At 38.6% G+C, this 25,859-nt stretch carries 24 protein-coding genes; all 24 read right to left on the bottom strand.

The features are described from left to right. Positions 1 to 7: 7 nt before the first annotated feature. Positions 8 to 547 carry a YjbQ family protein gene (locus tag AC25CA_RS07315; protein ID WP_486816405.1) on the bottom strand — a complete coding sequence of 180 codons (540 nt, stop codon included), beginning with the start codon at positions 545 to 547 and terminating at the stop codon, positions 8 to 10. 13 nt (positions 548 to 560) lie between these two features. Beyond that, entirely contained in the window at positions 561 to 1,262 is a 702-nt protein-coding gene (locus AC25CA_RS07310) for a triose-phosphate isomerase (protein WP_486816404.1), read from the bottom strand. Between the two features lie 388 nt (positions 1,263 to 1,650). Further along, complete coding sequence (locus tag AC25CA_RS07305; protein ID WP_486816403.1) at positions 1,651 to 2,127, bottom strand: GNAT family N-acetyltransferase; 477 nt, start codon at positions 2,125 to 2,127, stop codon at positions 1,651 to 1,653. A 101-nt stretch (positions 2,128 to 2,228) separates the two neighbouring features. Then, positions 2,229 to 2,837 carry a GNAT family N-acetyltransferase gene (locus tag AC25CA_RS07300; protein WP_486816402.1) on the bottom strand — a complete coding sequence of 203 codons (609 nt, stop codon included), beginning with the start codon at positions 2,835 to 2,837 and terminating at the stop codon, positions 2,229 to 2,231. A gap of 110 nt (positions 2,838 to 2,947) precedes the next feature. Then, positions 2,948 to 4,150, bottom strand: a complete 1,203-nt coding sequence (locus tag AC25CA_RS07295) for a cation:proton antiporter (RefSeq protein ID WP_486816401.1) — start codon at positions 4,148 to 4,150, stop codon at positions 2,948 to 2,950. A gap of 21 nt (positions 4,151 to 4,171) precedes the next feature. Beyond that, positions 4,172 to 4,597, bottom strand: a complete 426-nt coding sequence (locus AC25CA_RS07290) for a MarR family transcriptional regulator (protein ID WP_486816400.1) — start codon at positions 4,595 to 4,597, stop codon at positions 4,172 to 4,174. A gap of 473 nt (positions 4,598 to 5,070) precedes the next feature. Beyond that, on the bottom strand, positions 5,071 to 6,780 hold the full coding sequence (locus AC25CA_RS07285) for a diguanylate cyclase domain-containing protein (RefSeq protein ID WP_486816399.1): 1,710 nt from the start codon (positions 6,778 to 6,780) through the stop codon (positions 5,071 to 5,073). A gap of 208 nt (positions 6,781 to 6,988) precedes the next feature. Then, the gene (locus AC25CA_RS07280) at positions 6,989 to 7,789 is read right to left on the bottom strand and encodes a GDSL-type esterase/lipase family protein (RefSeq protein ID WP_486816398.1); all 801 of its coding nucleotides are present in this window, start codon (positions 7,787 to 7,789) and stop codon (positions 6,989 to 6,991) included. 16 nt (positions 7,790 to 7,805) lie between these two features. Then, positions 7,806 to 8,807 carry an ABC transporter permease gene (locus tag AC25CA_RS07275; protein WP_486816397.1) on the bottom strand — a complete coding sequence of 334 codons (1,002 nt, stop codon included), beginning with the start codon at positions 8,805 to 8,807 and terminating at the stop codon, positions 7,806 to 7,808. 17 nt (positions 8,808 to 8,824) lie between these two features. Continuing rightward, positions 8,825 to 9,736 (bottom strand): ABC transporter ATP-binding protein, encoded by a 912-nt coding sequence (locus tag AC25CA_RS07270; protein ID WP_486816396.1) that lies wholly within the window; start codon positions 9,734 to 9,736, stop codon positions 8,825 to 8,827. A gap of 240 nt (positions 9,737 to 9,976) precedes the next feature. Beyond that, positions 9,977 to 11,170, bottom strand: coding sequence for a mechanosensitive ion channel (locus AC25CA_RS07265; protein ID WP_486816395.1), 1,194 nt, complete (start codon positions 11,168 to 11,170; stop codon positions 9,977 to 9,979). Between the two features lie 527 nt (positions 11,171 to 11,697). Then, positions 11,698 to 13,299, bottom strand: a complete 1,602-nt coding sequence (locus tag AC25CA_RS07260) for a glycoside hydrolase family 66 protein (protein ID WP_486816394.1) — start codon at positions 13,297 to 13,299, stop codon at positions 11,698 to 11,700. An 8-nt stretch (positions 13,300 to 13,307) separates the two neighbouring features. After that, positions 13,308 to 14,135 (bottom strand): carbohydrate ABC transporter permease, encoded by an 828-nt coding sequence (locus tag AC25CA_RS07255; protein ID WP_486816393.1) that lies wholly within the window; start codon positions 14,133 to 14,135, stop codon positions 13,308 to 13,310. Between the two features lies 1 nt (position 14,136). Beyond that, positions 14,137 to 15,033 carry a carbohydrate ABC transporter permease gene (locus tag AC25CA_RS07250; RefSeq protein ID WP_486816392.1) on the bottom strand — a complete coding sequence of 299 codons (897 nt, stop codon included), beginning with the start codon at positions 15,031 to 15,033 and terminating at the stop codon, positions 14,137 to 14,139. 61 nt (positions 15,034 to 15,094) lie between these two features. Next, on the bottom strand, positions 15,095 to 16,393 hold the full coding sequence (locus tag AC25CA_RS07245; RefSeq protein ID WP_486816391.1) for an extracellular solute-binding protein: 1,299 nt from the start codon (positions 16,391 to 16,393) through the stop codon (positions 15,095 to 15,097). A gap of 18 nt (positions 16,394 to 16,411) precedes the next feature. Further along, entirely contained in the window at positions 16,412 to 17,476 is a 1,065-nt protein-coding gene (locus AC25CA_RS07240) for a glycoside hydrolase family 15 protein (protein WP_486816390.1), read from the bottom strand. Positions 17,477 to 17,580: 104 nt separating this feature from the next. After that, positions 17,581 to 17,979, bottom strand: a complete 399-nt coding sequence (locus tag AC25CA_RS07235) for a hypothetical protein (RefSeq protein ID WP_486816389.1) — start codon at positions 17,977 to 17,979, stop codon at positions 17,581 to 17,583. Between the two features lie 126 nt (positions 17,980 to 18,105). Next, the gene (locus AC25CA_RS07230) at positions 18,106 to 19,302 is read right to left on the bottom strand and encodes an ROK family protein (RefSeq protein WP_486816388.1); all 1,197 of its coding nucleotides are present in this window, start codon (positions 19,300 to 19,302) and stop codon (positions 18,106 to 18,108) included. 181 nt (positions 19,303 to 19,483) lie between these two features. Then, positions 19,484 to 19,852 carry a type II toxin-antitoxin system RnlB family antitoxin gene (locus tag AC25CA_RS07225; protein WP_486816387.1) on the bottom strand — a complete coding sequence of 123 codons (369 nt, stop codon included), beginning with the start codon at positions 19,850 to 19,852 and terminating at the stop codon, positions 19,484 to 19,486. A 21-nt stretch (positions 19,853 to 19,873) separates the two neighbouring features. Next, the gene (locus AC25CA_RS07220; RefSeq protein WP_486816386.1) at positions 19,874 to 20,920 is read right to left on the bottom strand and encodes a type II toxin-antitoxin system RnlA family toxin; all 1,047 of its coding nucleotides are present in this window, start codon (positions 20,918 to 20,920) and stop codon (positions 19,874 to 19,876) included. Positions 20,921 to 21,049: 129 nt separating this feature from the next. After that, positions 21,050 to 22,312 carry a hypothetical protein gene (locus AC25CA_RS07215; RefSeq protein ID WP_486816385.1) on the bottom strand — a complete coding sequence of 421 codons (1,263 nt, stop codon included), beginning with the start codon at positions 22,310 to 22,312 and terminating at the stop codon, positions 21,050 to 21,052. Between the two features lie 932 nt (positions 22,313 to 23,244). Beyond that, complete coding sequence (locus AC25CA_RS07210) at positions 23,245 to 24,657, bottom strand: DEAD/DEAH box helicase (protein WP_486816384.1); 1,413 nt, start codon at positions 24,655 to 24,657, stop codon at positions 23,245 to 23,247. Between the two features lie 312 nt (positions 24,658 to 24,969). Further along, on the bottom strand, positions 24,970 to 25,344 hold the full coding sequence (locus tag AC25CA_RS07205; RefSeq protein WP_486816383.1) for an iron chaperone: 375 nt from the start codon (positions 25,342 to 25,344) through the stop codon (positions 24,970 to 24,972). Positions 25,345 to 25,359: 15 nt separating this feature from the next. Continuing rightward, a complete protein-coding gene (locus tag AC25CA_RS07200) occupies positions 25,360 to 25,698 on the bottom strand; it encodes a hypothetical protein (RefSeq protein WP_486816382.1) in 339 nt (112 codons plus the stop codon). Between the last annotated feature and the right edge of the window lie 161 nt (positions 25,699 to 25,859).

The following is a 25,859-nucleotide window of genomic DNA, read 5'->3' as shown; positions in this document are numbered from 1 at the left end:
CTATCCTTTATTCACCTACAACTTGAACATAACACTTTCGATTTCGAGCTCGATTTTGATCCCAGTCAATAAAGTAAATAGACCCAACTAAACCAATTGCCATGCTACCCTCACAAAGAATAAAAGTTTCACTGCATCCGAACAAGGATCCCCGCAGATGAGCATCTCCGTTCAATAGAGTTTTAAATGCATCTTCAACACTAAGCGGATTGGCTTGATCAACGTCATTCTCCGTATATTCTTTTACAAAAGCTAGGTGCTCTGGTCCCGGATACTTGTAATTGAAATCATTGGTCAACTCCCTCGGAATAATACGATTTAAAACATTATTCAAATCGGTTTGCAGGAACTCATCTCCCGTGATATCACGGTCATGAACATATTCTTCAAAGATTACAGAGCAAGTTGTATGCGGTACCTGCACGATGACATGGCCATTTTTAATCCCCGATTCTTCGATCACATCTTTAATTTTATCTGTGATATTAAGATAGGTAACGCGACCCGCATCGGTTTCCAATCCGACAATTTTCGTAAACATTCTCATATTTTGTTCCTCCCTATTTATACAACTCATCCTTTGCTTTTTTCAACATCTTGATCATGGCTTCTAAAGTACCATACATGTCTTCTGCACAGACTATTCCACTGGTCCCGCCTGATCCATCAGATCCTTCTTGTATCGTCCGATAAACGTCCTCAGGTGTTCTCAAGCCGGTTCCAGACACAACTAGGGTTTCTGGTGAAATGGCATGAACAATCTTTTTGTTATCCATGGCATAGGTTTCAGCTTGTTGAATGCCTTTTCCGATCATCGATGATAGCTCGCAGCAAATAACATCTGGATGCAAGGCAGCGATTGCCCGCGTATCTGCAGCTTGATCTGCTAAAACAAAGGTTAAAATGCCTAGTTGGCTTGCTCTATCAATAGCCTCAGCTAATGCAGAGATTGTCATTGGACATTCCACATGATTCAGCATAACGGCTTGAACGCCAGCTTCCTTATAGGCTTCAGGAAGTGCCTTGCCCATTCCTCGGCCTGGCTTGATCCCATCCATATGCTGAGCTGTAACAATGAGATGCTTCGTCTGACGTGCAATATCCTTTAAATCAATATCCTTAGCTGAAAACAGAATATCCACATCATATTTTTCTGCCAATCCATCTGCAAAGATCGCAAAATCAATAGACTCTTTTCCATATAAGTATGATTTAGGATTAATCGTAAAGATCGGTACTCTCAGTTTTCTTTTTGAATTCATTTTTCTCCTCCATTCAACTATTCGATTTTTCAACCTTGCTTTACAAGTGCTTCCTAGTCATTCAAAAGCAAAATCTAGCAAGTCATCCAAATCGTATGTTTATCTATGATTGAATAATAACACATAGGCAGATCAACGAAATGAAATGAAACAATAATTACCCGTATTTTTCGACTTCGATGCACGATTGATTCTTTTTCATTACATATGCTCATATTCGTACAGGTTTAAAGATCCATGAACTGCACATCCCATCACTGGGTCTTCCTTGGCTTGCAAACCACTTTTTTACAATCTCAACTATGGATCCCCAACAATAAAAATAAGCTACTACATTGTAATATGTAGTAGCTTATGACTTTATTTCAATTAACTAAAGAATGAACTTCTAGCTCTCTACTTCCAGTAAAAAAATATCCTCCTCGTTCTCATCCCTTTCAATACAGGTGAAGCCCAATTTCTTTAACAACTGAATCGATGCACGATTCTCTGGCAGTACACCTGCATACACCTTCGAAATACCTTGGCCTTTAATCCATTCAAGTAAAGCCAAGGTCGTTTCATAAGCGTAACCTTGCCTTGCATATAATGGACTGATTGTATAACCGATCCAAAACACATCTCCGCATTTCTTCAAATACAAATCACCCAAGAGCTTTGAATTGCTTTTACAAACAATCGCCAATTGCATACCCTCATCAACAGATCCCTCAGTGAGCAAGGCTTCTTTATATTCTTCCCGCGTTAATCCTGTGAATCCCTGATACTGCATCCAATTTTTGTCATTCCTATAATCCATGAATTCCTCGATGTCACCTTCAATAAAATTTCGAATCAAACACCTTTTCGTTTCAAATCTAATCATAACCTTTTATCCCTTTCACCCATATGAAATATTCGACCTAGTTTCACGGCCCAACTTATCTAGTTCAACTCATTAACCTAGTCAAATACATTCCTGGTCTGTTACAGGATCGACTTAATCATGTGGTAGGCTCCAGAGTATCCGGTTACACGTTTTAGCCATCGAAAGGAGTCCTCAGATACAACTTTATATCCAAGTCTCTCGTACAATGCTTTTGCTTTTGGATTTTCTTTCATGACGTGTAGCGAAAGCGTATTACACCCTTTGCGGTGAGCAAGCTCCTCAGCAAACTCCAAAAGCTTCGTTCCTACTCCCCTTCCTCTTGCATCAGCAGAAACGCCAATACTATCAATATACAGTTCATTTTTCGGTGGGTGATAAGAAAATACCATGCTCAATAAAGCTCCTCTGATCAATCCGAACAAACCATATTTTTTGAGCAATTTTCCCTTGCTTATATTTGGTTTCAGTTCAAGTTTTCCCTGGTCCTCAAATACCAAGGTTAGAAGACCCATTACTTTTCCCTCAGCAACTGCCACAAACTCTTTATCCTTCACATCAATGTCAATTAAGCCAAAATCTCGGGCTAAAGAAACCTGCAATTCTTCACTTTTTGATATAAAGCCTAACTTCGATAAAAAAGATTCATTGAATATTTGAATGCTCTCTTCATAGTAATCTTCTGCATTTGGAACGATAATTACTTCCATTTTCCCTCCTCAAAATTTCATATTTCTTCATCGAACGCCCTAAAGATAACTCGCTTGCATCATAATCCCTTCAACGATATAAAATGATACCTTTCCTTTTATGACTTGTTTTAAGCCACCTTCTTTTTTGCATCTTTAAGCAGTTTACTTGTTTTTTTCTTCCGCTGTTCAAGCCCTTTATACAGCATGGGAGAGACAACAGAAGAGACGATGACCAATAAAATCACCCCTACGAAAATATCTTCTCCAATCAATCCTGCCTTCAAAGCAATATTTGACACGATCAAAGCGACCTCTGCCCGGGGCACCATACTGACCCCAATTTGCAGTGAAGATAAGTAATCAAATCCACTGATTCTAGCTCCAATTCCGGATCCAATTACTTTGCTAAGTATACCGACGAACGTAATCGCAATTGCAAGAGTGAAATACTTTCCTACCATGGTCATATTCACACTCAATCCTATATTTACAAAGAAAATCGGAATAAAGAATCCGGTTCCAAACTTTTCAACTTCATGAGTGATACGATGTTTCATCTGTGTCGTAGATAGTATGACTCCTACAAAATAAGCGCCTATAATGGCAGCCATGCCAAACTCACTTGCAGTGATTGCAAAGAGAAGAATCAACGAAATTGAAATCGGCAATAAAAATTTGGATTTCAATTCTTTCAAAATTCGAATATTACGATTCACAGCTGTCGATATCCACTCCCCTGCGAAAATCACAATAACGAAAAAGATGGCGATCTTCATCAATAACATCCAAAGACTAGCTGTCGACTTTCCAAACGCACCAAGAGCAACAGATAAAATCATGATACCAACAATATCGTCAATCACTGCCGCTCCCAAAACACTAACTCCTTGCTTGGATTGAAGCGCTCTAAACTCGGCAAGAATTTTCACCGTGACGCCCATGCTCGTTGCAGTCAGAATCACACCCAAAAATACCGCTTCTGAAATCATGAAATTTTCTTTTAATAGCATAATACTTAAAAATCCCATGGCAAATGGAAGTACAATTCCACCAATGGCTATTGCCGCTGATCGTTCTGCAGATGCTTTCAACTCTGATAAACTCGTTTCAAGCCCAGTAATAAACATTAATACAATAACACCAATTTCTGATAGTTTCCCGATAAATTCAGACTGTTCGACGATGCCTAAAATGGACGATCCGATCAATACGCCACCTAAAATTTGTCCAACGATTTGCGGCTGATTCAAACGCTTGGCTAGCCAAGCTCCACCACTTGATGCCGCTAAAATAAGCATTAAATCTATTAAATATTTCATTTCCGAGTGCATATTTGCCTCCATCTATCCTATTCAGTTACTCTTCACTGAATCTAATCCCTGCCGTAGTAAAAATAGCAGTTCTTTTTGTTGCTCTTTTCCTAAGTTTTCTACGAGTCGTGTTGTGACCAAGAGAAAGCTCTTTTTCTCCATCCTGATGATCTGATTGCCCAGGTCTGATAATTTCACATAATAGCTTCGCTTATCTTTTTCTGATTGGTATTTTACTACCAATCGCTCATGAATGAGCTTGTTAATCATGGCCGATGTCGAGGCATTGGAAACCTTTAGGTATTCTGACAATGAACTTAGTGTGGGGCATCCCAAGTCATCAATTGCCTTCAAATACTGATAATGATTGAAAGTTAAATGAGCAAAGGAAGTTTCTGAAAGACTCGTTTCCAGCCACTCTTCACACTCTCGGTCATAGAGATCAAATAATTCTTCAAATACATCCATTTCGCACCTCTTTATTTAGTTAGTTCCTAAATAAATAATACATCAACTCACACGAAAAGTCACCCGTTCAAAACTAAAGAATGTATAAACAATCCATTTTCAACTCAAAAAAAGCAGTAGAAGTGAATTCACTTCTACTGCTCCGCTTTTACTGGTGAGAACCGTTAGCTGTTCTGCGGCCATTCCCTTGTATCGGTTTTGACTTTCGCCCATCGATTTGCGTGGATTTCAGTCCTCTGTCATTCGATCGGGTAGATTTCGATTTTCTATATTTGCTTCTTGAAAAGACTAGTACAGAATCATATTTTCTATCTTTCAACAAATCTATCAATTTTCTTGATTCTTTGATAACTAACTTTCCAATTTGAACGTTCATTGCTTTCAGCAATTTATTCGTTATACATAAAAACACCTGTTTATCAGACGCCTTTTCCAACCATTGCCCATCACAAACTTGAAAATGAAGCTGGTTATCAAATAACTGATTCACTCCATTCACTATATCGGCGTTTCTTCTTGCTGTACATCCGTTGATCGACTTCATGGAAAAACGTGCTAAATTTTTTTCTTTCGTCGATATGATCTTTCTCATAAAAGCCGCTGCCTATAGCTAAACTAAAAGGATATTTCTGTTGGTTGTTCTCCTGCTCAATCCCTTGCTCCAAGGCCTTTATTGCATCATAAAATACCACTTCATTAGTCTCTGTAACAATGCCTGCAAACTCGTCGCCACCCAATCTATAGCATGTCCCAATATCTTCAAAGGCTTGGCACATCAATTGATAACTTCGTATAATTGCCTTGTCGCCTGTCGCATGTCCAAAGACATCATTGATTTGTTTCAATTGGTTGATATCAATCAAAACGAGTCTAAAAGACTGAATATCGATAGAATCTAATATTTGGTCAAGATCCCTTTCATAGGCAGCGCGATTATTCCCTTCAACTAAGCTATCTTTATAAGCCATTTCCTCCAAAATCTTTGTTTTCTGATTAAGCCTCAAAATACTTTTGAAATAACTGATTGACTCCCAAAGCATAAAGCCCAAAAATATCCCATCACCCAATTTGCTAAAATGGGACATTCGATCAAAATCCTTCGTAAAAAATACAATGATTTCCATGACTTGAGAAGCCACTAAAACACTCATATATAATCCGTACTTAATTGCTCGTTTATTCTTTAGCCCAATGGATTCATATAAGATAACAGTGGTTACCCATACAATAATCAAACCCATTAAAACATTCACAAATAGCAAGCCACTGATCAATGGCAACCCGCCAATTAACTGAGCAAAAAACAAGAAAATAAAGCAAGCTGCCAATACAAATGAAATTCTATCAATGCTCTTCGAGTACTTCATCAAAACAACGATACCTAGGTAGCGAATTAGTGAAAAACCGATCAGAGGAACCATAAAATAACTGATTCCACCCAATATAAAACGATTACCCGTTATAAATTGTAAAATTCGTAATTCAGAAAACATCCAGATGCTCGCTGTAATTGAGAATACACCAATATAGAACAACCTTCGATCACCCAATTTTCTTAAAGAGAAAGAAACAATGATTGACGTAATCCCTGCAAGAAGCATAATAATTCCAACAAGTAACCCCGTATAATTTCTTGCCACTAAGTCCTTTAATAAAGCACCTTCACTTCCATAATAGATTCCGTTTACCATTCCTTTAAAGGCTTCTATATTTGTTGAAAAATCGATTGTTAAGATTTCCCCCTTCATATCTCTTGGGAGCTTGATTAAATGCCACATGCTTACTTCTGGAAAGACCAATGAACCTTCATGATCACGTTCACTCTGATAAATAACTTCCCCTTTTGCCATCACCCTGATATCTTGCATGGAAGCTCGAATTCGCAGATACATTTCATCTTCAAAATCTTCATTGATTGTCTTCGTGATTAAAAAGTGTTCTCCTCTTTGATCGCTCGGTATTTGATAGGGCAAAGTTACCTCATCGACACGGTTCGCCCCACTTATAACGGTCCATTGATCATTCAGTGAAAAGAATTTTTCTTGCACAAGACCCAAATCTTTCTCTGGAGAAAGCCGAGCAAAAAACACGATAAGCAAAATTACACATAAGAAAAATGCATTCGTTTTCTTTACACTTGGTTCAAGAATTGTTTTCACCATTGCACGGTTCAATTTTTTCATATATTCTTCTTCCCTCATTTTCAACTTAAACATAATGAATTTCTTTTTTGCCTTTCATCTATCATACTTTATTTTCCAACGCCTTACAACTTCTTACAGGTCATGCTATGCACCTTCCGAGCTCACCTTTTACTTCTCGCTCGGTGAAATTATATTTAGGTACAATAAATGGTGCCAATTCCTCGACTGACACCACTATACTTTCCATCTATTTTTTCTTTCCCAAAACCTCATAAATCCGGCTCGCAATGGCAGCATACCCTTCTTCATTCGGATGAAAATCATCCAACGAAAGGTACCTATCTTGATGATATTTAAACAGATCATAAGTTGGGACATACACACGATTCGCTTTTTCATCGACGCGCAATTGAGTTTCATGATTCCACTCCAACAGCAATTGGATTTTTTGATCACCGATTGATGCACCGTATGGATTATAGAGTCCAATGAATACCACTTGTGCGCTTGGGTTTAATTTATCTATTGAATCCAAGATGAGTTGAATATCCGATAAATAATCATTGAGTTTTTCTTCATATTCAATCAGTCCTGCTATCGATTCTCCCTCATAAATTTCCTTGATATTATTGCCTCCTATGGAAAGAAAAATCAGATCTGCCGTTCGCAAAAAATCAATCGTAAAATTATCTTCTAGCAACCGAACCCATTCATTGCTTTGGGAACCGGGTACGGAAAGATTTACTACCTTCCATTTGGATTCATCACTTTCATTTTCACTTAATTCTACATACCGCTCTCCCAGATTTTTCCCCAACTCGTCTCCGATGCCCATTGCCAAGGAGTCACCGAGCAATAATACTTGCTTATACTCATCTTCCTGTATCACCACAGCTTTCTGTTCTTGCTGATTTTTCCCGCCTGACATCTCATCGTTTCTTTCTTGTGTTGATGTAATAACAAGCGATGCAAGGAGTCCACTAATAAAAATAACAATCAGCAACAGAGAGCCAATAAATATCACCGGCCAAATAACCCGCTTGAACATAAGACTCAGTCCTTTCTTATACCAATATGTCTTCTCTGATAAATACGATAAAGCTGATTAGAAGTGAAACCGCAGCCCAGGATAAGAGAACACCAATAGAAAAAGCAAGACTCATCCCTTCAATCGGTTGATAGGATCCTGTCATGTACTTCGAAAGATCCAAATTGGAAACAAAAAAATATTTTACAATCGGCCACTCTGAAAGAAAGTATTGAAGGAACTGCCCTCCAATCAAAGTAGCCATGATAATTCCGATCGCAGAAGCCGTTGTTTTCACCAAAACAGAAACCATCAGAATAATGGTCGCAATCACAACCGAAACGACCCAAGCCAATGCATAAATCAATACCATATATTGAATTCTCGAAATCATGATCACATTCCGCGCATCAAGTGAACCATTGATCAACCGAAACCCTGTCGCAATGGGTTCATTGAACCCCCAATAGCCAAAAAACACACCCGATACCAGGCTTGCAATCAGACCCATCAATAGCAGAACAAGAGTCGTCATCATCAATAAAGCGATATACTTGCTAAGAAAAATTTTCCACCTTGGGACTGCCCGCGTTAAAAGAATTTTGATCGTTTTTTTTGAAAATTCTCCCGAAACTAAATCAGCACCCAGAACGAGTATCAAGAGCGGAATAAATAGAACAAGAGATTGTTCCGCAAAGACAACTGTAAATCGAGCAGCGCTCGGCGTGATAGGATTTATGTTATTGTCAATAAAATACGTTAACTGCTCGATTTGAATCTCTATGGATCGCAAGCCACTTTCTGGAATATATGTACTATCTAAGCGCTCGTTTAATCTCGTGATTTGCTGTTCCGCGAGAATGCGCCAGTCAAAGGAACCACTTTCTGTCATGGTTTCGAATCGTTCAAGAGCGCTGTTATACACATATTGCTCGCCGTAAACGAATAAGCCAATAAAAGCAATTAGCAAGACCACAATCAAGATCATTTTCTTCTTCAGTAGCATTTTATATATTTCATTTTGAATAAGTACGATCATCGTATCCCACCTTTAACTTACATGATTTTTTGATGCCCAGTAAGTCCCAAAAAGAGTGATTCCAAGGATTGTTGCGGCGAACTCACCGTTTTCAGTTCAAATCCTGCAGCAATCAATGCAGCATTGATTGATGCCAACCCTTTAAGATCAATAACCGCCCTTAATCGCCCGTCCACAATGAGAGCGGAGATATTGAATCGAGATGCTAAAAAAGCTTGCCCCTTTTCCAACTCTGCAACTTCCCAAGAAATTTCACTGGAAGGAATCAATTCATTGATGGGTGTGTCTTTGATAATCAAGCCGTCATTAATAATTGCCACACGATCACATAAAAGCTGCACCTCTGAAATCAAGTGTGAAGAAACTAAAACTGCGATTTGTTCTTGTTCAGCCAATCTTTTAATCAACATTCGAAACATATAGATGCCTTGCGGATCCAAGCCGTTCATGGGTTCATCCAACACCAACAAATCAGGATGATGCATCAGTGCCTGTGCAAGCCCCAACCGCTGTTTCATCCCCAAAGAATAGGTGCTGACCTTGTCATGAATTCGATTTTCCATGCCGACATTTACAACGGTCGCCATAAGATCATAATGACCAACATTTTTTGACATCGACGCCAGCATCTCTAAATTTTTATATCCGCTGATATAATCATATAAATCTGGATTCTCTATGATACAACCAACGTGTTGCATGGCAGCCATATAGTTGTTACTAATCGAGTATCCGCAGATGATAATCCGGCCAGTCGTTGGCTTGGAAAGCCCAACAATCATTCGAAGTGTAGTCGACTTCCCTGCGCCGTTCGGTCCGAGAAAACCAAAGATTTCTCCTGCTTTAATCTTGAAATCGATGCCTTTGATAATAGATTTTCCTTTAATCGTTTTTGTCACATTTTCGATTCTCAGAACATCATTTTCCACGACTTTCACCTCCATTCACTTGGAAACAACCCTCTAGCGGAACAAAGTATTTATACCCTGATTTGCTTCCTTTTCATATTGGGTCCTCACACTACGTCTCACCAGATCTCTGCGTTCAGCACAACAAACCATAACACCATTCAAAATGGACACTCAACCACAAAGGTCACTATGCCTCGATCCCATAAAGGCAGCTTCACCGAACTGCCCCCCGTCAAATAGACGGGGGGCAGTTTATGCTTATTCTTCTTTTTTATCTTCCAGTTTTTTCATCGTATTTGCTGCGTACTCTTTACCACCGATACCAAATGCTATTGCAAAAGCAATACCTATCGCACCCATAAGAATAATAAACCCTGTATTGACAATTGCTGTGGCAATGTTCAACTGACTCAAGGTCATAATAATCCCTAAACCAAGAATGACTACCTTGGCAACAATTGGCATGATCGAGCCTTTTGCTCCGCGTTTTCGCAGAACACCCGCTACCCATGTTGCCAATAAATATGCCAAACTCATAATAATAATCGCGCTAATCAGCAACGGCAGATAGGCAATGACCGACTGCCCAACAGACTGGAGAACCGCTAAGTCAATAATATTGAGAGCCTCTACTGCGAAAAAGAGGATGATAATCACTTTAACTATCGAACCTACCGTTTTAGCCCCTTTTATCTCTTTTTGGCCCGCGCGTTCTTTCGCAATCGTTTTATTTAAATACGTATCGAATCCAACACCTTCTAAAATACTTGTTATTAGTGTGGCCACTATACCTGCAATAACAACGCCTATGATGATCATGATCGTCGCAACTATTATATTCGGTATAAAAGCGAAAATTGAATTTAACATACTTATCGCGGGTACTGAAATCGCTTCAATGCTCAGCGCCTGAAGGGCTGCAATGATCACCGTTAACAAGATCAGGATATAGACCACATTTGCCAAAATTGATGACAGGCGTCCCGATTCCTCTACCTCGATGCCTGCTTTTTCTTGAAGTCGATCAACTTTTAACCTTCTAAGAATTGGCACCAATATCTGCTTGATAATTCTAGCGATAAACAAACCGATTACAAAAATAATCACAGCTGCAATTATATTTGGAATATAACCAAGTAATGATGATAGTAATAAAGTAATAGGTGTTGCCGCATTTTGCATCCCTAGTTTTGCTAAAATTCCCGGCAAAAACAACAAGAATACAATTAAGTAAACCAACTTTCCAATAATGGCCAATGAGCCACCTGCGGATTCTTCTTCCATTCCTAATTTATCCGTATATTTGTCCATATTCATCTTTTTTAATGCTTTGACAACAATACGCTTTACAATCCCCGCGACAATGAAAGCAATAATCAGCAAAACAATTGCAGCAACTACATCTGGTGCACCTGCCATCAATCCACTAAAAAAATCTTGAATAATATTCATGTACTTTCCATCCTTTCTTTTAATCTCAATGAATAGAATATGTATCTACTTATTTTATACACGTAACCCCTTCAAAATAAACTAATCAAAGATATATCGAGTCATATTAGTAAAATGATGGTAAATATGGTTATATTTCAACCATTTAGACGTTTTTCATCCGATCATTATCCTAGACAGTCCAACAATACATATTCTTTTTTATTAATTGTTTACTTTTTTTATCCCCGTGATAGATCTCCACTGCGAAAGCTTCATAGTATGATTGTATGAAGAAGGCAAGTTACTTAACTACTTGCAAATCGATCTACCTTCATTGACTCTAGCAAATGGGCAATACAGAGCAAAATTACCAGGCATTATCGATGAAAAGCCATACATTCCCAGTCCACTGATGTAGACATCGTTAGCGGTGCAATAAAATTCACCCTGGGATTGAAAAGATTTCACAAAAAAGAAGTCGGAATTAAATCCGACTTCCATAAAATGCATTTCTTTGAGAAACTACCAAAAACATATTGCACGTATTATTGTAGTTTAATTAGGACGATATCCCAAATCTCAAGCTTTGGTACTACAAAACGTAGTGCTTTGCCCTGAGAATGCTCTACATACGAGAAATCCAATTCAAGAGGTTCCAAATCCACATCCGGGCTGATCACCACGATGGATTCAATCTCATCATGAATCATCAACTCGACGACCACATCCGAGGCTTCCAGCGGTCGCATATGCGGTGCATTCCAGGTATCATCTTTCACACCCAACATGTTCACCAATTGCACCATATAGATATCCTGTTTTCTAGTCAATTGCACATGAATTTTCTCAGGCGCATACTCCCCAGAATACGGGTAGTTTTTCACCATCAATTCTTCATTGATCCCCCCCACAAAGTATCCTGTCAGATCCATAACAGAAGGGTCCAACAGCCATTCTTCATAGGCCGTAATACAGTCATAATACCACGCCAATTCATCCCTAAAGGATTCTTGATATTTCCCATGGTTGACGTAATAAGCTTCCGCTAACGCGCCATCAGTCTCTCCAAGTAAAAGATGAGTTCCACCCGATGAAAAGATGGTCGCCATGGTTAATAGTGCAGCCGTTTCTTTCTCTTCTTCAGAAACTTCTTGGTTAAACGGGTGAATATAAGCCGACAAAACAATGGGCTTATCAGCCGTCAACATCCGTGACTCTCTAACCAATTGATGCAGATGGCGATAGGTGCTGTGTGGGTCCCACACTTCGATATACACCGCATCCATCAATGAATCTGCAACCCGCTCAATGGGCCAGTTATTCACGCAATTAAAGAACATCTGATTCGGGGTCTTCACCCCATCAACAGCTACTTTAGCTGCATCAATGAATGGCGCAAAAGTACCGCCGACATCCACGACCCGTCCGTCCATAGTCTTTGCATACTTGGGAAATCCATACTGATCCATGTGTATTCCGTCGAAGTCCATCACTTGAATTGCATCAGCAAATTCTTGAATAATATGTTTGGTCCACGAACAGTCTGCTTCCGTATTCATAATGGCAATAATGTCGATCAAATCATATTTAGCTTTTTCATCCTTATATAGAATTTCGTCTTGATGAACACCAAAGTATTCTTCTTCTGCTCCATATATCGCCCCATAGGCAATGGCCTTCATGCCGAACTCATGGCACAAATCAATCTTTGAACGTACCGCCGGCAAGTATACAGGACGGTTCAAGGCGTCTTTGAAAACATCCGTGTTAGGGATCAGTTGATGGTGTCGATACATCCAGTCATAGAATTGCACCGATGTAATATGGTAGCGATTCATCTGAACCACATCGCTACGGTCCTGGCAGTCTTCTGGATTAAAGTCGCTTAAAAAACCATACCGAACATACTGGTTTAAATCATCCACCACATCAAAGGCTGTGGTGCCAACTTCAGTCTTCACCCAATACCCGCCAACTGGAAATTCCCCAAGTAAGAAACGCTCACCAGACTCATCTGCATTGATTGTTTTAACGACCTTTCCTTGATGGAAAATCTCCACCAAGCCTGAAAGTGGACTACCGCTCAACAAAGCGACTTCATCCCCCACACGATATTGGCTCTTATCTGCTGTTATATATTTACTCATCCCGTCATCTACTCCTTAATGGATCCATCCATCATATTGCCGCGGACAAATCGCTTTTGAAATACAATAAAGATTACTATTAATGGCGTAATTACAATAATTGACGCTGCAAAGATCAAACCCCAGTCCGATGCATGCTGGCCGCGAAATAATTGCAAAGCAATGGGCAAGGTTCGCTTAAGAGGCGACTTCATAATCGTCAATGCCTGCAAAAATTCATCCCAAAATCCTGTAAAGGCAAAGATTGTGAATGTTCCCAAAGCAGGTTTCGACAAAGGTAAAATAATCTTTGTAAAGATTGTCCAACGACCACCACCGTCAATCAACACCGACTCTTCCAACTCTTTTGGAATTGCTTCAAAGAATCCCCGCAAAAAGAAGGTGTTGCCGGCAATGCCCGACCCTACATATAAAAGGATCAAACCCCGATAGGTGTCTACCATCTCAAGGCTGTTAATCACCAAAAACTGTGGAACAATATTCAAAATTCCTGGTACCATCATGGTAAATAATAAAATTCGAAAAATTACTTCCTTGCCCTTAAACTTGAAACGAGCAAATCCATAGGCGGTCAGGGAGGAAACACAAACCGCCAGAACCGTTGCCGATATGGAAATAAAAACAGAGTTCAAGAAGTACCGGCCAAAGTTGTTGGATCGCACAGCTTCCACGAAGTTCCCCGTAAAGAAGGACTCAGGGAAGAAAATTGGCGGATAAGGAAGCGTATAGGTATTCGGCGTAAATGCTGTTGCAATCATATACATAAATGGGAAGAGAGTGGTTACACCAAAACCGAGGAGAATACCATATAATAAAATTCGTTTGATTAGTTTCATTCTACTCGTCTCCCTTCAAGAATTTCGACTGCATATAGGTGATGCTGAAGATGACAATCCCCATCATCACGGCAATTGCCGAAGAATAGCCAAAGTCAAATTCAGAAAAGGCAACCTTGTACATGTAAGTCAGCAAAACCTCGGTTCGCCCCAAAGGCGCACCGTTGGTAATCATCAAGACCTGCAAAAATACATTAAAGGAACCGATCAAAAGATTCACAAAAATGAAAGTGGTAATCGGACGTACCTTAGGCACGGTAATGTTCCAGAACTTTTGCACGTTGTTGGCACCATCGATTTCCGCCGCTTCATACAAGCTCTTGTTAATCCCTTGCAATGCCGCCAGATAAATGATCATTACCCAGCCAATCCCTTTCCAGATACTTAGAATCCATATAATCGCATTAGCGGTCCACCGGCTCGAAAGCCAGGCGATGGGCTCTGCGATCAAATGCATCTTCAACAATAGATAGTTGATGGCACCCGCATCGCTCGATTGAAATAAGTACCGAAAGATCAGTGAAACAACAATCCAAGATGAAATTACGGGGATGTAGAACAAAACCCGAAAGAATAGTTTTCCCTTTATCTTTGAATTGATCACTGCTGCCAGAATCAAACCAAAGAGCATTTGAAAGGGCACAGTTACCAAACCAAAGGTTACAGTATTCACCAAAGCCATTTGTACCTTTGGATCGTGAACGGCACGAATGTAATTCTCGAATCCAACATAGGCTTCTGTCTCATTGGTTAAAATATTAAATTCGGTAAAACTCATATAGACATTTCTTAAAAGCGGATAAATTACAAAGACGCCAAGAAGAAACAAACCCACCATAATATATGGGAATACACTCTTCCATTCTTCTTTTCGTTTCAATTTGCTTGTGGATTGCATTGCGTCACCTCTCTAAACAGGGAAGATTACAAGGCCGCAAGCGACCCTGTAATCTCTCGTTCTACTGTAGTAATTCGTCACAAATTGCCGCTGCTTCATCAAGTGCTGTTTTCGCATCTTGCTCACCGCGAATAACCAGTTCAAATGCTGTTCCGATCGTGTCGGACATGGTTTCCCATTTTGGTGATGGTGTTCGTGGTTTCGCTGTTTTTAATTGCTCAATGTAGGTTCCAATGTACGGTGAATCCAATACGGCTTGATCTTGTGCCGCATCCATGTTTGTTGGTACCATTCCCAATTGTGCCATCATCACTTGTGGCTCAGGTGACAACATCCATTGCATAAAGGTCCATGCTGCTTCTTTGTTTTTGGAAGTCTTGAACATAATCATATCTTCACCGCCAACAACCGAGATGCTTCCACCTGGTCCTGCAGGCATAACAGAGTTGACTGTATTGTTCAATGCATCGTCCCCTACAATTGAATAATACCATGGGCCGTCTTCAATCATAAGATAATTTCCATTTCCCATGCCGCCCCATGTGTCAGGTTGTTCACCCAAGATACAAGGTCCAACAATCCCATCCGCGTACCAGCCAGCAATGGTTTCCAAAGCTTCAATGCTTTCTGGGCTATTCAAGTAACCACTTGCAACGGTATAATTTTCATCCGTTACCGCTCCACCCATGGTCCAGAAGTATGGCAGCATGCCCCATGTTGCAGATCCGCCAACACCAATGCCCCAAGTGTCATCACGATCCTTTAATGTTTCGGCAATCGCAACCAATTCATCCATTGTCTTAGGCACTTCTACGCCCAAGTCAGCCAATAGTGCTTTGTTGTAGATGGCAATCTTGGTGTTGGTGTTCAATGGTAAACCATAATAGTCGCCATCGTAGTAGTTGGTGCTCATTGGTCCTTCAAATACATTCGCTTTAATCGCATCAAATTCTGCATACTCAGACACCTTCTCCAAGGCACCCAATTTCGCAAATTCCGGTACCCATATGATATCCATACGCATAACATCCGGTGCTGTTGAACTAGAAACACCCGCAATGATCTGTTGCTTCAAGCCATCATACGGCATCCGTGTCGCTTCCACCTTGATATTCGGGTGGCTTGCTTCAAATGCAGGAATTACATCATTTTCAAAGACTTCTGTTTCTCCGTCGCTGTAGGTATGCCACATGGTAATGGTGACAGGTTCCTCAGCAGGTTCAGCAGCAGGTTCGCTAGTCGATGCAGGTTCTGTTGCCGCAGGTTCTGTCTCGCTCCCCGACCCATTCGCGCAACCAGTAAATAGGGATACGAGCATGAAAATCATAAGTAACAGTGCTAAACTTTTTCTTTGTTTCACAATTTTGTCCCCCTTATTCTATTTTCGTTCCAATTCGTTCAGGAATGTCAAATGCATTCCATGAGACCAAATCAATGGATCCGCAATGGGACCCCATTTCTCCACCCACGGTGCAACGTGCGATGGGTCGTTCACAATATCGCTTACTTGCTCAGGCATACCCTTTTCACCAGCCTGGGCTTCCACCCACTCCAAAATTGCCTTTGCTTTATCGTGCTTGCCTTGTTTCACATTCATAATGCCCAACCATGAGGAAAGAATCAACCATTGTCCTCCACCATAGTAGGTATCCTTCAAGTATCGCTTCACCCCACCTTCGTCAAATAAATCTTCTTCGATCTTCGTAATCGTATTTTTCATACGCTCGTCGTTTACCCCAAACATTTCAAATGGATAAGCCAACCACAGCAAACTCGAATCAACACTGTCATCCATGTTGTTCTTCATAAAGTGCCCGGAAGCAATTAGATTGTCTTCAACATACACCTTCATTTCTGCTGCTAATTGAAGCAATTCAACTTCTCCAAGATAACGGTTGATACTATTAATCCCCCCATAGAGGCATGCCAGCGTGGAACCATGCACCCGATCACCAAATTCTTCCCAGCAATCATAGTTCGGCTTGTCCCATAGTAGTTTAATATAGTCGATGGTCATACGGACGCTTTCCTGAAACTGCACCAACAAATACTCGTCACCGGTTTTCTCAATGTACTCTGCCAACAGCCATAGCCATGCGCCATAACCGTCAATCTGAAAGTTCGGCCAGTCGTCGATTTCAATTTCGCCATCCATCGTATATCGTGTTGGCAATAATTCTTCAGGCGCAAAGGTTTTCCCCGCTTCCATGCCAACCACAATTTCTTGAATCTTCTCTTGATGCTTCATTAAGGTTTCATGCACCCAGATCAGAAAATTCTTTGCAGACTCCACTTCACCTTCCAGCAACATGCCATTGGCAATGAAGCTACCATCACGCAACCAGCTATAATCATAGGTTGGAAAGTTTGGTGATGCCACATAGGCTCCCGTAGATGCTTGATTTTCTTTTATAATTTTAATACTTTGATTTCTTAAATTCATACTGTCCTCCTGTTCCCTAATTTGAATATAACATACTTTCTTTTCTGAAGCAAGTAAGTATTTATAAAAAGTTCCCAGAAAAAAACAACCCCTTGAGGTTGTTATTAATAAAATCGTATTCTTAAGCTGCTCACTAGGCTATATATAGTAAAGCCAATGAGAACTAAAGAAAATACAATTCCAAAGCTAATACACAATGTGCCCAAACCACCATCTGCTAAAATAGGCAGAACGATTAACCCTCCTGAAACAAATGGTAACAAGGTACTGAATTTGGTTATTTCATACTTACGACTTAAAAGTTTCATCAACACACCCAGTGCCAATAATATAGGCAAAAACACAAATGGAATAATTAAGAATTGTATTCCAGCTCCTTCATACCAAGGCAACCACTTATAAAGTGACGTGTAAATGATCAATGAATAAACCAATACCACAAACTGTGCCAAAATTACTAGCAAACTAATGCAAAAACAAGTTTCTATCTTCTTACTCTTCATGTACATCCCCTCGTCTTTTCAACAATTTCAACTCCATGTATATATCTTAATTGATGCACCTTACATCAACCTTACAATTATGTGAAAAGAAGCAAACATTTCTAAGAGGTCCAAAAAAAACAACCCCTAGAGGTTGTTATAAATTGTTCCTTGTCCTTTATAGATTGGTTCGTCAAACAAAACACTTGTTACCAGCAAGGAAGCTCCCAACAAAAAATTGTCATTGTTCAAGTCATCGAACACGATATCTGTTGAAAAGACGCCATTTCGTTCATACCAGTTATTCTTAACCACCTGCAGCATTTCAGGATCTTTCCAATGCTTCCCTACCTGTGGGTGACAACTGATAATAATTTTTTCTGGATTAAATAGCATAATTAGATTAATTAATCCAAGACCCAAGTAATTCCATGCAAGTTCAACGGCTTCATCAAAGAAAACCGACTCTTCCAGAAGAATGTCTTCAATCCGTTTTAACTCACCGGTCTTTTCTTGTACATAATTGACGATAAATGCATCTGAGGCATGGGCTTCTAAGCAGCCCTTTTGGCCACACAAACAATCCCGTCCATTTAATTGCACAATGGTGTGTCCAAATTCGCCGGCACCGCCGATGGCACCCCGGTAGATTTGGTTGTCGATCACAATCCCGGCACCAATGCCTTCCCCAATAGTCATGCAGATAAAGTTTGATTCCTCACGTCCATGCCCAAACCGAGCCTGCGCCAAGGTATAGCAATTCAAGTCATTATCCAATTGCACGGGCAGCTCAAATAATGGCTCCAACAAATCGCGAAAATGAATGTCTTTCCATCCCAACAAGGAAGATGAAATCAACACGCCATTTATCTGGTCCACTACCCCGGATACGGCAATGCCAATACCCAGCAAACGAAAACCTTTCCCTTCAGCTAGAGACTTCATCTGAGCAATTCCAGCAATTAATAAATCCTGAATCTCTGAAAAAGACGCGTGCTTATCAAAACAAACGGAATTCGTTTGTATAAATAACGGTTTTAAATTCGTCAAAGCAAATAGGATCTGATAATCTTCTATCTTCACTGCAATGGTATAGCCATAGTTGTTGTTGAATACCAGGCTAATCGCCTTGCGTCCCCCTGTGGATTGTTGTTCCCCAATGGGAAAGATCATATTTTGCTCAATCAATTCATCACAAATCTTTGTAATGGTTGATTGTACCAGATTTAATCGCTTGGATATCTCACTTCGGCTCACAGGACCATGCACGCGTATCTCATGAATCACCAATGCCTTATTCAGTTCCTTCATCATTTCTTTGCTGCCTGCACGTAGATTTCTCATAGAAACACCTCTGTATATCATGATAAAGGAAGTGAATGAGATGTCAAGGATACTCTTATAAAACAAATAAACACTTCGCAGTTTCGATTTTCTTAACATTTATTATATATATTTCTAAAAGCCATAGTAAACTACAACTAAATGTTTACTATGGCTCACAATTTAATTTGTTAATTAAAAACTACACACGTTTTAATGCACCTTTTTGAACTAAAAATTTTGTTGCGTTACTTAGAATCTCAGTATCAAATTTCTCGAAATTATCATGATAATACTTATTCAAAATCATTCTTTGTTTGCACCCTTTTTTCAAGTCAATTATTTTCAAAGTTTCTTTTAGAAAAGAACTATTTTCAAATTCTAGCTCATAATAACGATCATATCCATTCCCATTTGATAACAATAAATCGAACAACACGATGCAACGAATTTTTTTACATTTTAATTCTTTCTCAATAATTTTAAGGTGCCCAAAAGGATTCAAATATGAAGTAGAAAAAACAACAAAATCTTGTTCTATTCCATTAATCTTTTTAATTTCAAAATCCATGACTACACCCCCAATTTGATACTAAATTATAGCATAATATTCATCAATTAGCAAAATTGACTTATCTACAATTTCTACCGCTTTTGTTTTATCACCGATAATGGCATTCGTGTATAGCTCGTCCATATGAAAATGTGCATGTCTTTGTTTATTCCAATATGAATAAGTTTCCTCAATTTTCGTTTTGTGCTTGTCAGTAGGAAAGCTTTTTCTCGAAGATAAGACATAAGAACCACTTGCCTCAATATTAAAGAAGCCAAATGATCTCCCTCCATTACTCTCAAAACCAGCCTTTGATAATTTCTCTCTCAAATGCCCCTCAACTGCCCTTAATGCTGGAAAAGCAAGAAATGAATAATCCTCCGCCTCTACATTGCTATTTTTCAAAGCAATAGAACTATGTAATATTCGCTTTAACTTATCATTTAATTCTGAATATGCATTAGGTAAATATCCTTCCAGTTCACGATAATTCTCTTCTTTCGAAATTCGAACCTCAAAAACGTCCTCAAGAGCATCAAGTCTTACATCATCTCTCAGTTCAGAAATTAAACTTACAGCTTTACTAAATATGTATAATGGCTTTCCCTGAATTTGAACTCTATTTGTATTGTAATGAATTAGTTTAAGTTGATCCTGAAAATCACTTGTGAAAGTCAACTCTCTCTTTGCATAAGGATGTTTCACCACTTCATCAATAATATTTATTTTATTTTCTGGTTCTAACAAATACATTACTAACAATTCTAAATCATCATCTAACATATTATTTATTACAAATGAATCTTTATTGCACTTATACCCACAATTACGCTTTAGGTATTCCGCCAACTCTACTTTGAGCTTATTTTGCTTTCCCCCAGTTATGCTTATGGTGGTTTTCCCGTCACTTTTAAAATAAAAATCCAAGAAAAAATCTTTGCGATCCAAGCTTACATCCACTCTATATAAGGTGTTATTAATATTTCTAAGTTGGCTAACTTTTACTTTATCATACTTACCTCCAAGACAAGCTTGAATCATACAAACGATGCAATCTCTCTTTAATGATAAATTTTTATAACTCATTTACCTCTCCTTCTTTCGTTTATTATTTTGATGAGTATCCTCAGATACTTAATATAAATTCCAATCTAATCTTCTCGCACCAAGTCCCAGTAACTAATAAGATGATCAATTGGGTACTTAATCGCAAAACTATACTTCCGGTAAGACCCTTTTTGCTTTCCAACCCATGCATTTCTTTTTTTGATTATATGATTCAACTGCAATTATCGTAATCATATCGCCGTTTGAATAATTCGCTTTCACTAACTCTTTGTGACACAATATAGTAATATCCGGTTCAGTGTTTATAAAAAAATAAGCCCTGTCTATTCTCATCCCAGCTATAAGTCCTCTAAATTTTCTTTCTCGATTTACACTTGTCTTTAAATATTTTTTTAGATTTTCATCAATAACTCTTATCGCTTCGTCAAAACTTAATTCCGCGTATTTGATATCAACTTCATCTCGTATACGGTTATATGAAACAACTATACTTTCATCAAGTCTCCACTTATTAATTTCCCAAAACTTAACAATAGCATGGAGTGCCAAAAAATTCCCCAAATGATTGTTTAATTTATAAAAGGCCTCCGACAAACCTAATAATATTTTCTTTTTCTTTTGGAAATTAGAATTCGGTATTTTCCCATAAGCTTTTATAAAGTAATGTGCCGATTTCTCATAATCTCCTAAATCCAACAAACAATAACCAAACTCTACAAATATCCACTCACTCATAAAGGCAGTGTTCTCTATAGATTGTAATACAACTAAACTTTCTTCTGTATTTCCAATCATACGAAGGCATTGTGCCCTTTTAAATAAAAAATAATTCCTTTGTTTCAAAGAATATTCTGCAGCAAAACTTGCATTTTCAAGCGCTTGATCTACATCTTTCTCTGCAACCAACTTTTTTATCACCACATTATACCAACGATCAAATTCTGCCCACGCATACTTTTCATCTTCGAATTTCAAGAGTTTCGTATTACATAAGTAAATAAAATCATCAATTTGTTCAGGTCGATAATCTAAGTATTTTAAATTGCTTATGTATTTCAGAATAATATATTTCACCATTTGTTCATCTAAAAAACTATTTTTTATATTCCTGATTATTTTATTTAATGAGTGTATAGTTACTCTCCGCGCTTCATTAAGAAAGAACTGATCGACTATTATCTTCATCTCAATCCGACTGCCGTCGAGCACCTCTATGTCAATTGGTATCTTTGCGATTTTCTCAAAAAAATTTATATATAATTCTAACTTTCTAATTGCATTCAGATGATAATACAGAAGATATCCATTAAAAGAATCGTATGGGATGCTTGTAGTTATATCTAGCACCTTTTCAAAGTCATTGCTTTTTCTATAATTATTTGCTTTCAAGGACAACTCAAAAATATTCATATTTACCTCTTAAAGAACAGTTCAATATACTCTCGTATATGCAGATTCAGATATAACACTTCAAAACAATCCAAGCAACTACCCCTAGCTAATTTGATGATAACTTTATCTACTCTGTCAGGGTACAAAGTTATCTTAAATCGTTATTAATATATTTGAATTTCGCAAAAGTCTTGCTACAGTAACAAGTGTTTTCATAATCGTTCTTAAAAACCACATTATCACATTGTATGAAACTGTTATTAAACCCCTCAAATCATAGTTTACTCTTTATTTCATATTTTGTAAAATACATTTCACTAAATTTATTATATGCTGATCAAATTTTAATAAAATACACTTTTGTTTATCATTTTTCGATGTATCTAAACATATAGGCCTGCCTACCGTAAACGATTAGCTATACTAACTTCATACTGTACTCTAAATTGATCCCCGAAATCCTTTCATATCCTTCAAAAGTAAATCCGTATCAATTTAGTTTGATTTGAAGTCTCCAAATATATCCAATCGATAAACTTATTATTTATGTCATGACTAAAATGATCCAACCTCAAAGATTCATATTGCCGACTAAAAATTCATCATAGCCTGTTGAAACCTCTTAGCTTTCAGATATAGAAGCACTCAGCCTCATGATTCATTCCGCGACATTCCATTCCAAAGCATTTTCGCTTTAGAATGTGCTGACTCTGTGTGTCTTAAAACATTGTATTTCCAGACTTTAATCCTTCTGGTATCTTCTGGATGGAATCCCAATTTTCAGCGATTTTCCCTGACTGAGCAAACGGAAAGAAATCCAAAGTAATCATCAACTTATAAATTTCTATAAGTACCCACACCTATAACAAAACGAGCCGTACAAGTGGGTTCACTCATACTGCTCGTTATTTATTACCTATCCAGGTATTCTATGTTATTGGATCTTATTTCTAACGACCTGATGTTCGAATTTCATTTCCACCGCCGCCGCTGCTTCGCTTTTGTTTAAACGAACCTCTTGCCGCTTTGTTGCCATTCCCTTGTGTCGATTTTGACTTTCGACCATCGGTTTGCGTGGATTTCGATCTTCTGTCGTTCGATTGAGTCGATTTCGTTTTTCTATTATTTGTTCGAGAAGGCTTAGAACTTCCGTTTGAAGCTGCATTGCCTTGATTTCTTCGCTGTGGTCGTTGCCCCTGCTTCGCTTTTGGTTTGATCGTTGTGTCGCGCAATGGGTAAGCATGACCTTTCACTTCTGGCAATTTTTTGCTAATCAACTTTTCAATACTTCTCAACAAATCTTTTTCTTCAAAATCACAGAATGAAATGGCTTTGCCACCAAGACCTGCTCGACCCGTACGACCAATTCGGTGCACATAGGTTTCAGGGACTTCCGAAAGGTTGTAGTTGATCACATGAGAAAGTTCCGAAATGTCCAAACCACGTGCTGCTACATCTGTTGCAACAAGAATTCGCACGGTTCTTTCTTTAAACTCCTTGAGCGCCTTTTGTCTTTTATTTTGTGATTTGTTTCCGTGAATCGCTACGGAATCAAGCCCTTGTCTAGCCAAAGCTTTTACAATTTTATCTGCACCATGTTTGGTTCTTGAAAAAACAAGGACAGAATCATATTTTCGATCTTTCAACAAATCAATCAATAAGGCAGTTTTGTTTCCTTTATCAATAAAGTAAACTTCTTGCTCAATAATATCAATGGGAGAATACTCTGGCTTGATTGTGATTTTTACTGGCTGTTTCAAAATAGTATCTGCAAATGATGCGATTGAAGCTGGCATCGTTGCGGAAAAGAACATGGTTTGTCTTTTCGCGGGCAAATACTTGATAATTCTTTTTACATCGCGAAGCATACCCATGTCTAACATTTGATCCGCTTCATCAAGCACAAAGTGCTCAACATAACCAAGATCAATGTAACCCTGTCCGATTAAGTCAAGGAGTCTACCTGGTGTTGCCACTAGGATATCCACGCCTTTTTCTAATCGGTTAGTTTGTGGTTTTTGACCCACGCCACCAAAAATTACAGTCGTTCTTTGTTCCAGATTCGTACCATACTCTCTGAACGAATCTCCGATTTGAAGCGCCAACTCACGAGTTGGTGCAACAACCAATGCCTTAATTTTACGTTTTCCGTTTTGCTTTCCTTGTTTCGTTGCAAGGTTTTGCAGTATTGGAATCGAAAAAGCAGCAGTTTTTCCTGTGCCTGTTTGGGCACAACCCAACATATCCTCACCCTTTAAAAGCGCTGGAATTGCCTTACTTTGTATGGGGGTTGCCTTTGTATATCCTTTAGTTACAAGAGCCTCTTGAATTGGCTCGATTAATTGTAGTTCATTAAATAACAATATCTTGTTCTCCTCTAATTTCTATTTCACTATTCATTTTCAGTAATAAGTTTTTCTATATAAAGCAACGCCTTAACAGTGAATTATTCCGCTTTCAAAAAGTACTCTTTCCTTAGCCATACCACTGTTTCCACATGAGGCGTATCTTGTATAAAAATGCGTAACTTAATGATTATATCATACTCCAGAATACTTTGCTGAAAATTCTAAGAAAGCACATACTTTGATGCCTTCAGCTGAATAGTGAATTAACCCTTATATTTTTATAATCAAGTGCATTTTTATTGAAATAGCACTTAGTTTATTGTCTTCTCATTTTTTCCGCCAGAAGGTTGAATAATCCGCCTTGTCGGTCATATTAAAGATAATGATTCTTTCAAGCAAGGAATAATCAACTGGGTCTTTCCACTTGATCCGCATCAGCTGTTTGGTATGATCATAACCCGCTTTTGCCATTTCTCCGGCAAAATGGTTAATCGTTATTTCTTCCGGAGCAACCGCCAAGTGGAGCTTGGATACACTAAAGCCGATAATAAACGTGCCATGGTCGGTAAACATAGGCTGGTTCCACGCAATTCTAGGCTGCAAGGTTGGAAAAGTCTCATGCACCCAGATCAACACCTCTTCCATTCGATCCCGGTGTTGCAGGTCATCGATTCGTGCCAAATATTCCGCGAACTCTTCCATATCTATTCCTCCCATTTATTTTAAAGAACGTTTCGTTCCCTTATTCATTTGATTTAAATTGGATAAACGAAGCCATGCCATCCCATTCAGTATAAGAACAACAACCACCAGCACAACCGCTCCAAAAACAAGGGCTCCTTGTGTGTCCATCAAGGCGCTCCAATCATTTTGATCAACCAATTGTTTGGTCTCTATCATCTGCATCAATAAGGAAAGCAAGGCACAAATAAAACTTAGTAGTATCCCTTTTATGGCATTCCTTTGTGATCCTTTACTTTTAATCAAAATAGTGATCGGAATCATCCATGCGCATAGCCCCAGACTTAAACTTCCTATATTCAGTAAACCATTCATGTCGTCTTTCCCCCTAATGATTTTCATAAAGAGCAGTACAATCAACTCTTGTCAGCTCTTGTTTGAAGGAATCATTTTTTCACCCGTTGAGTTTTCATCGTTTTTCATTCTATTCTTTGTATCCATTATAACAAACTTAATTCGAACATTACACTTTCCAC

This window comes from Gottschalkiaceae bacterium SANA (assembly GCA_036323355.1).
Lineage (GTDB): Bacteria > Bacillota > Clostridia > Tissierellales > GPF-1 > GPF-1.
The sequence above is the reverse complement of the archived record's forward strand: the minus strand, read 5'-3'. Positions and strand labels throughout refer to the sequence as shown.

Coding starts and splice junctions, on each gene's coding strand:
- AC25CA_RS07315 (WP_486816405.1), bottom strand. CDS start 547: ATGAGAATGTTTACGAAAATTGTCGGATTGGAAACCGATGCGGGTCGC.
- AC25CA_RS07310 (WP_486816404.1), bottom strand. CDS start 1,262: ATGAATTCAAAAAGAAAACTGAGAGTACCGATCTTTACGATTAATCCT.
- AC25CA_RS07305 (WP_486816403.1), bottom strand. CDS start 2,127: ATGATTAGATTTGAAACGAAAAGGTGTTTGATTCGAAATTTTATTGAA.
- AC25CA_RS07300 (WP_486816402.1), bottom strand. CDS start 2,837: ATGGAAGTAATTATCGTTCCAAATGCAGAAGATTACTATGAAGAGAGC.
- AC25CA_RS07295 (WP_486816401.1), bottom strand. CDS start 4,150: ATGCACTCGGAAATGAAATATTTAATAGATTTAATGCTTATTTTAGCG.
- AC25CA_RS07290 (WP_486816400.1), bottom strand. CDS start 4,597: ATGGATGTATTTGAAGAATTATTTGATCTCTATGACCGAGAGTGTGAA.
- AC25CA_RS07285 (WP_486816399.1), bottom strand. CDS start 6,780: ATGAAAAAATTGAACCGTGCAATGGTGAAAACAATTCTTGAACCAAGT.
- AC25CA_RS07280 (WP_486816398.1), bottom strand. CDS start 7,789: ATGTTCAAGCGGGTTATTTGGCCGGTGATATTTATTGGCTCTCTGTTG.
- AC25CA_RS07275 (WP_486816397.1), bottom strand. CDS start 8,807: ATGATCGTACTTATTCAAAATGAAATATATAAAATGCTACTGAAGAAG.
- AC25CA_RS07265 (WP_486816395.1), bottom strand. CDS start 11,170: ATGAATATTATTCAAGATTTTTTTAGTGGATTGATGGCAGGTGCACCA.
- AC25CA_RS07260 (WP_486816394.1), bottom strand. CDS start 13,299: ATGAGTAAATATATAACAGCAGATAAGAGCCAATATCGTGTGGGGGAT.
- AC25CA_RS07255 (WP_486816393.1), bottom strand. CDS start 14,135: ATGAAACTAATCAAACGAATTTTATTATATGGTATTCTCCTCGGTTTT.
- AC25CA_RS07250 (WP_486816392.1), bottom strand. CDS start 15,033: ATGCAATCCACAAGCAAATTGAAACGAAAAGAAGAATGGAAGAGTGTA.
- AC25CA_RS07240 (WP_486816390.1), bottom strand. CDS start 17,476: ATGAATTTAAGAAATCAAAGTATTAAAATTATAAAAGAAAATCAAGCA.
- AC25CA_RS07235 (WP_486816389.1), bottom strand. CDS start 17,979: ATGAAGAGTAAGAAGATAGAAACTTGTTTTTGCATTAGTTTGCTAGTA.
- AC25CA_RS07230 (WP_486816388.1), bottom strand. CDS start 19,302: ATGAGAAATCTACGTGCAGGCAGCAAAGAAATGATGAAGGAACTGAAT.
- AC25CA_RS07225 (WP_486816387.1), bottom strand. CDS start 19,852: ATGGATTTTGAAATTAAAAAGATTAATGGAATAGAACAAGATTTTGTT.
- AC25CA_RS07220 (WP_486816386.1), bottom strand. CDS start 20,920: ATGAGTTATAAAAATTTATCATTAAAGAGAGATTGCATCGTTTGTATG.
- AC25CA_RS07215 (WP_486816385.1), bottom strand. CDS start 22,312: ATGAATATTTTTGAGTTGTCCTTGAAAGCAAATAATTATAGAAAAAGC.
- AC25CA_RS07205 (WP_486816383.1), bottom strand. CDS start 25,344: ATGGAAGAGTTCGCGGAATATTTGGCACGAATCGATGACCTGCAACAC.
- AC25CA_RS07200 (WP_486816382.1), bottom strand. CDS start 25,698: ATGAATGGTTTACTGAATATAGGAAGTTTAAGTCTGGGGCTATGCGCA.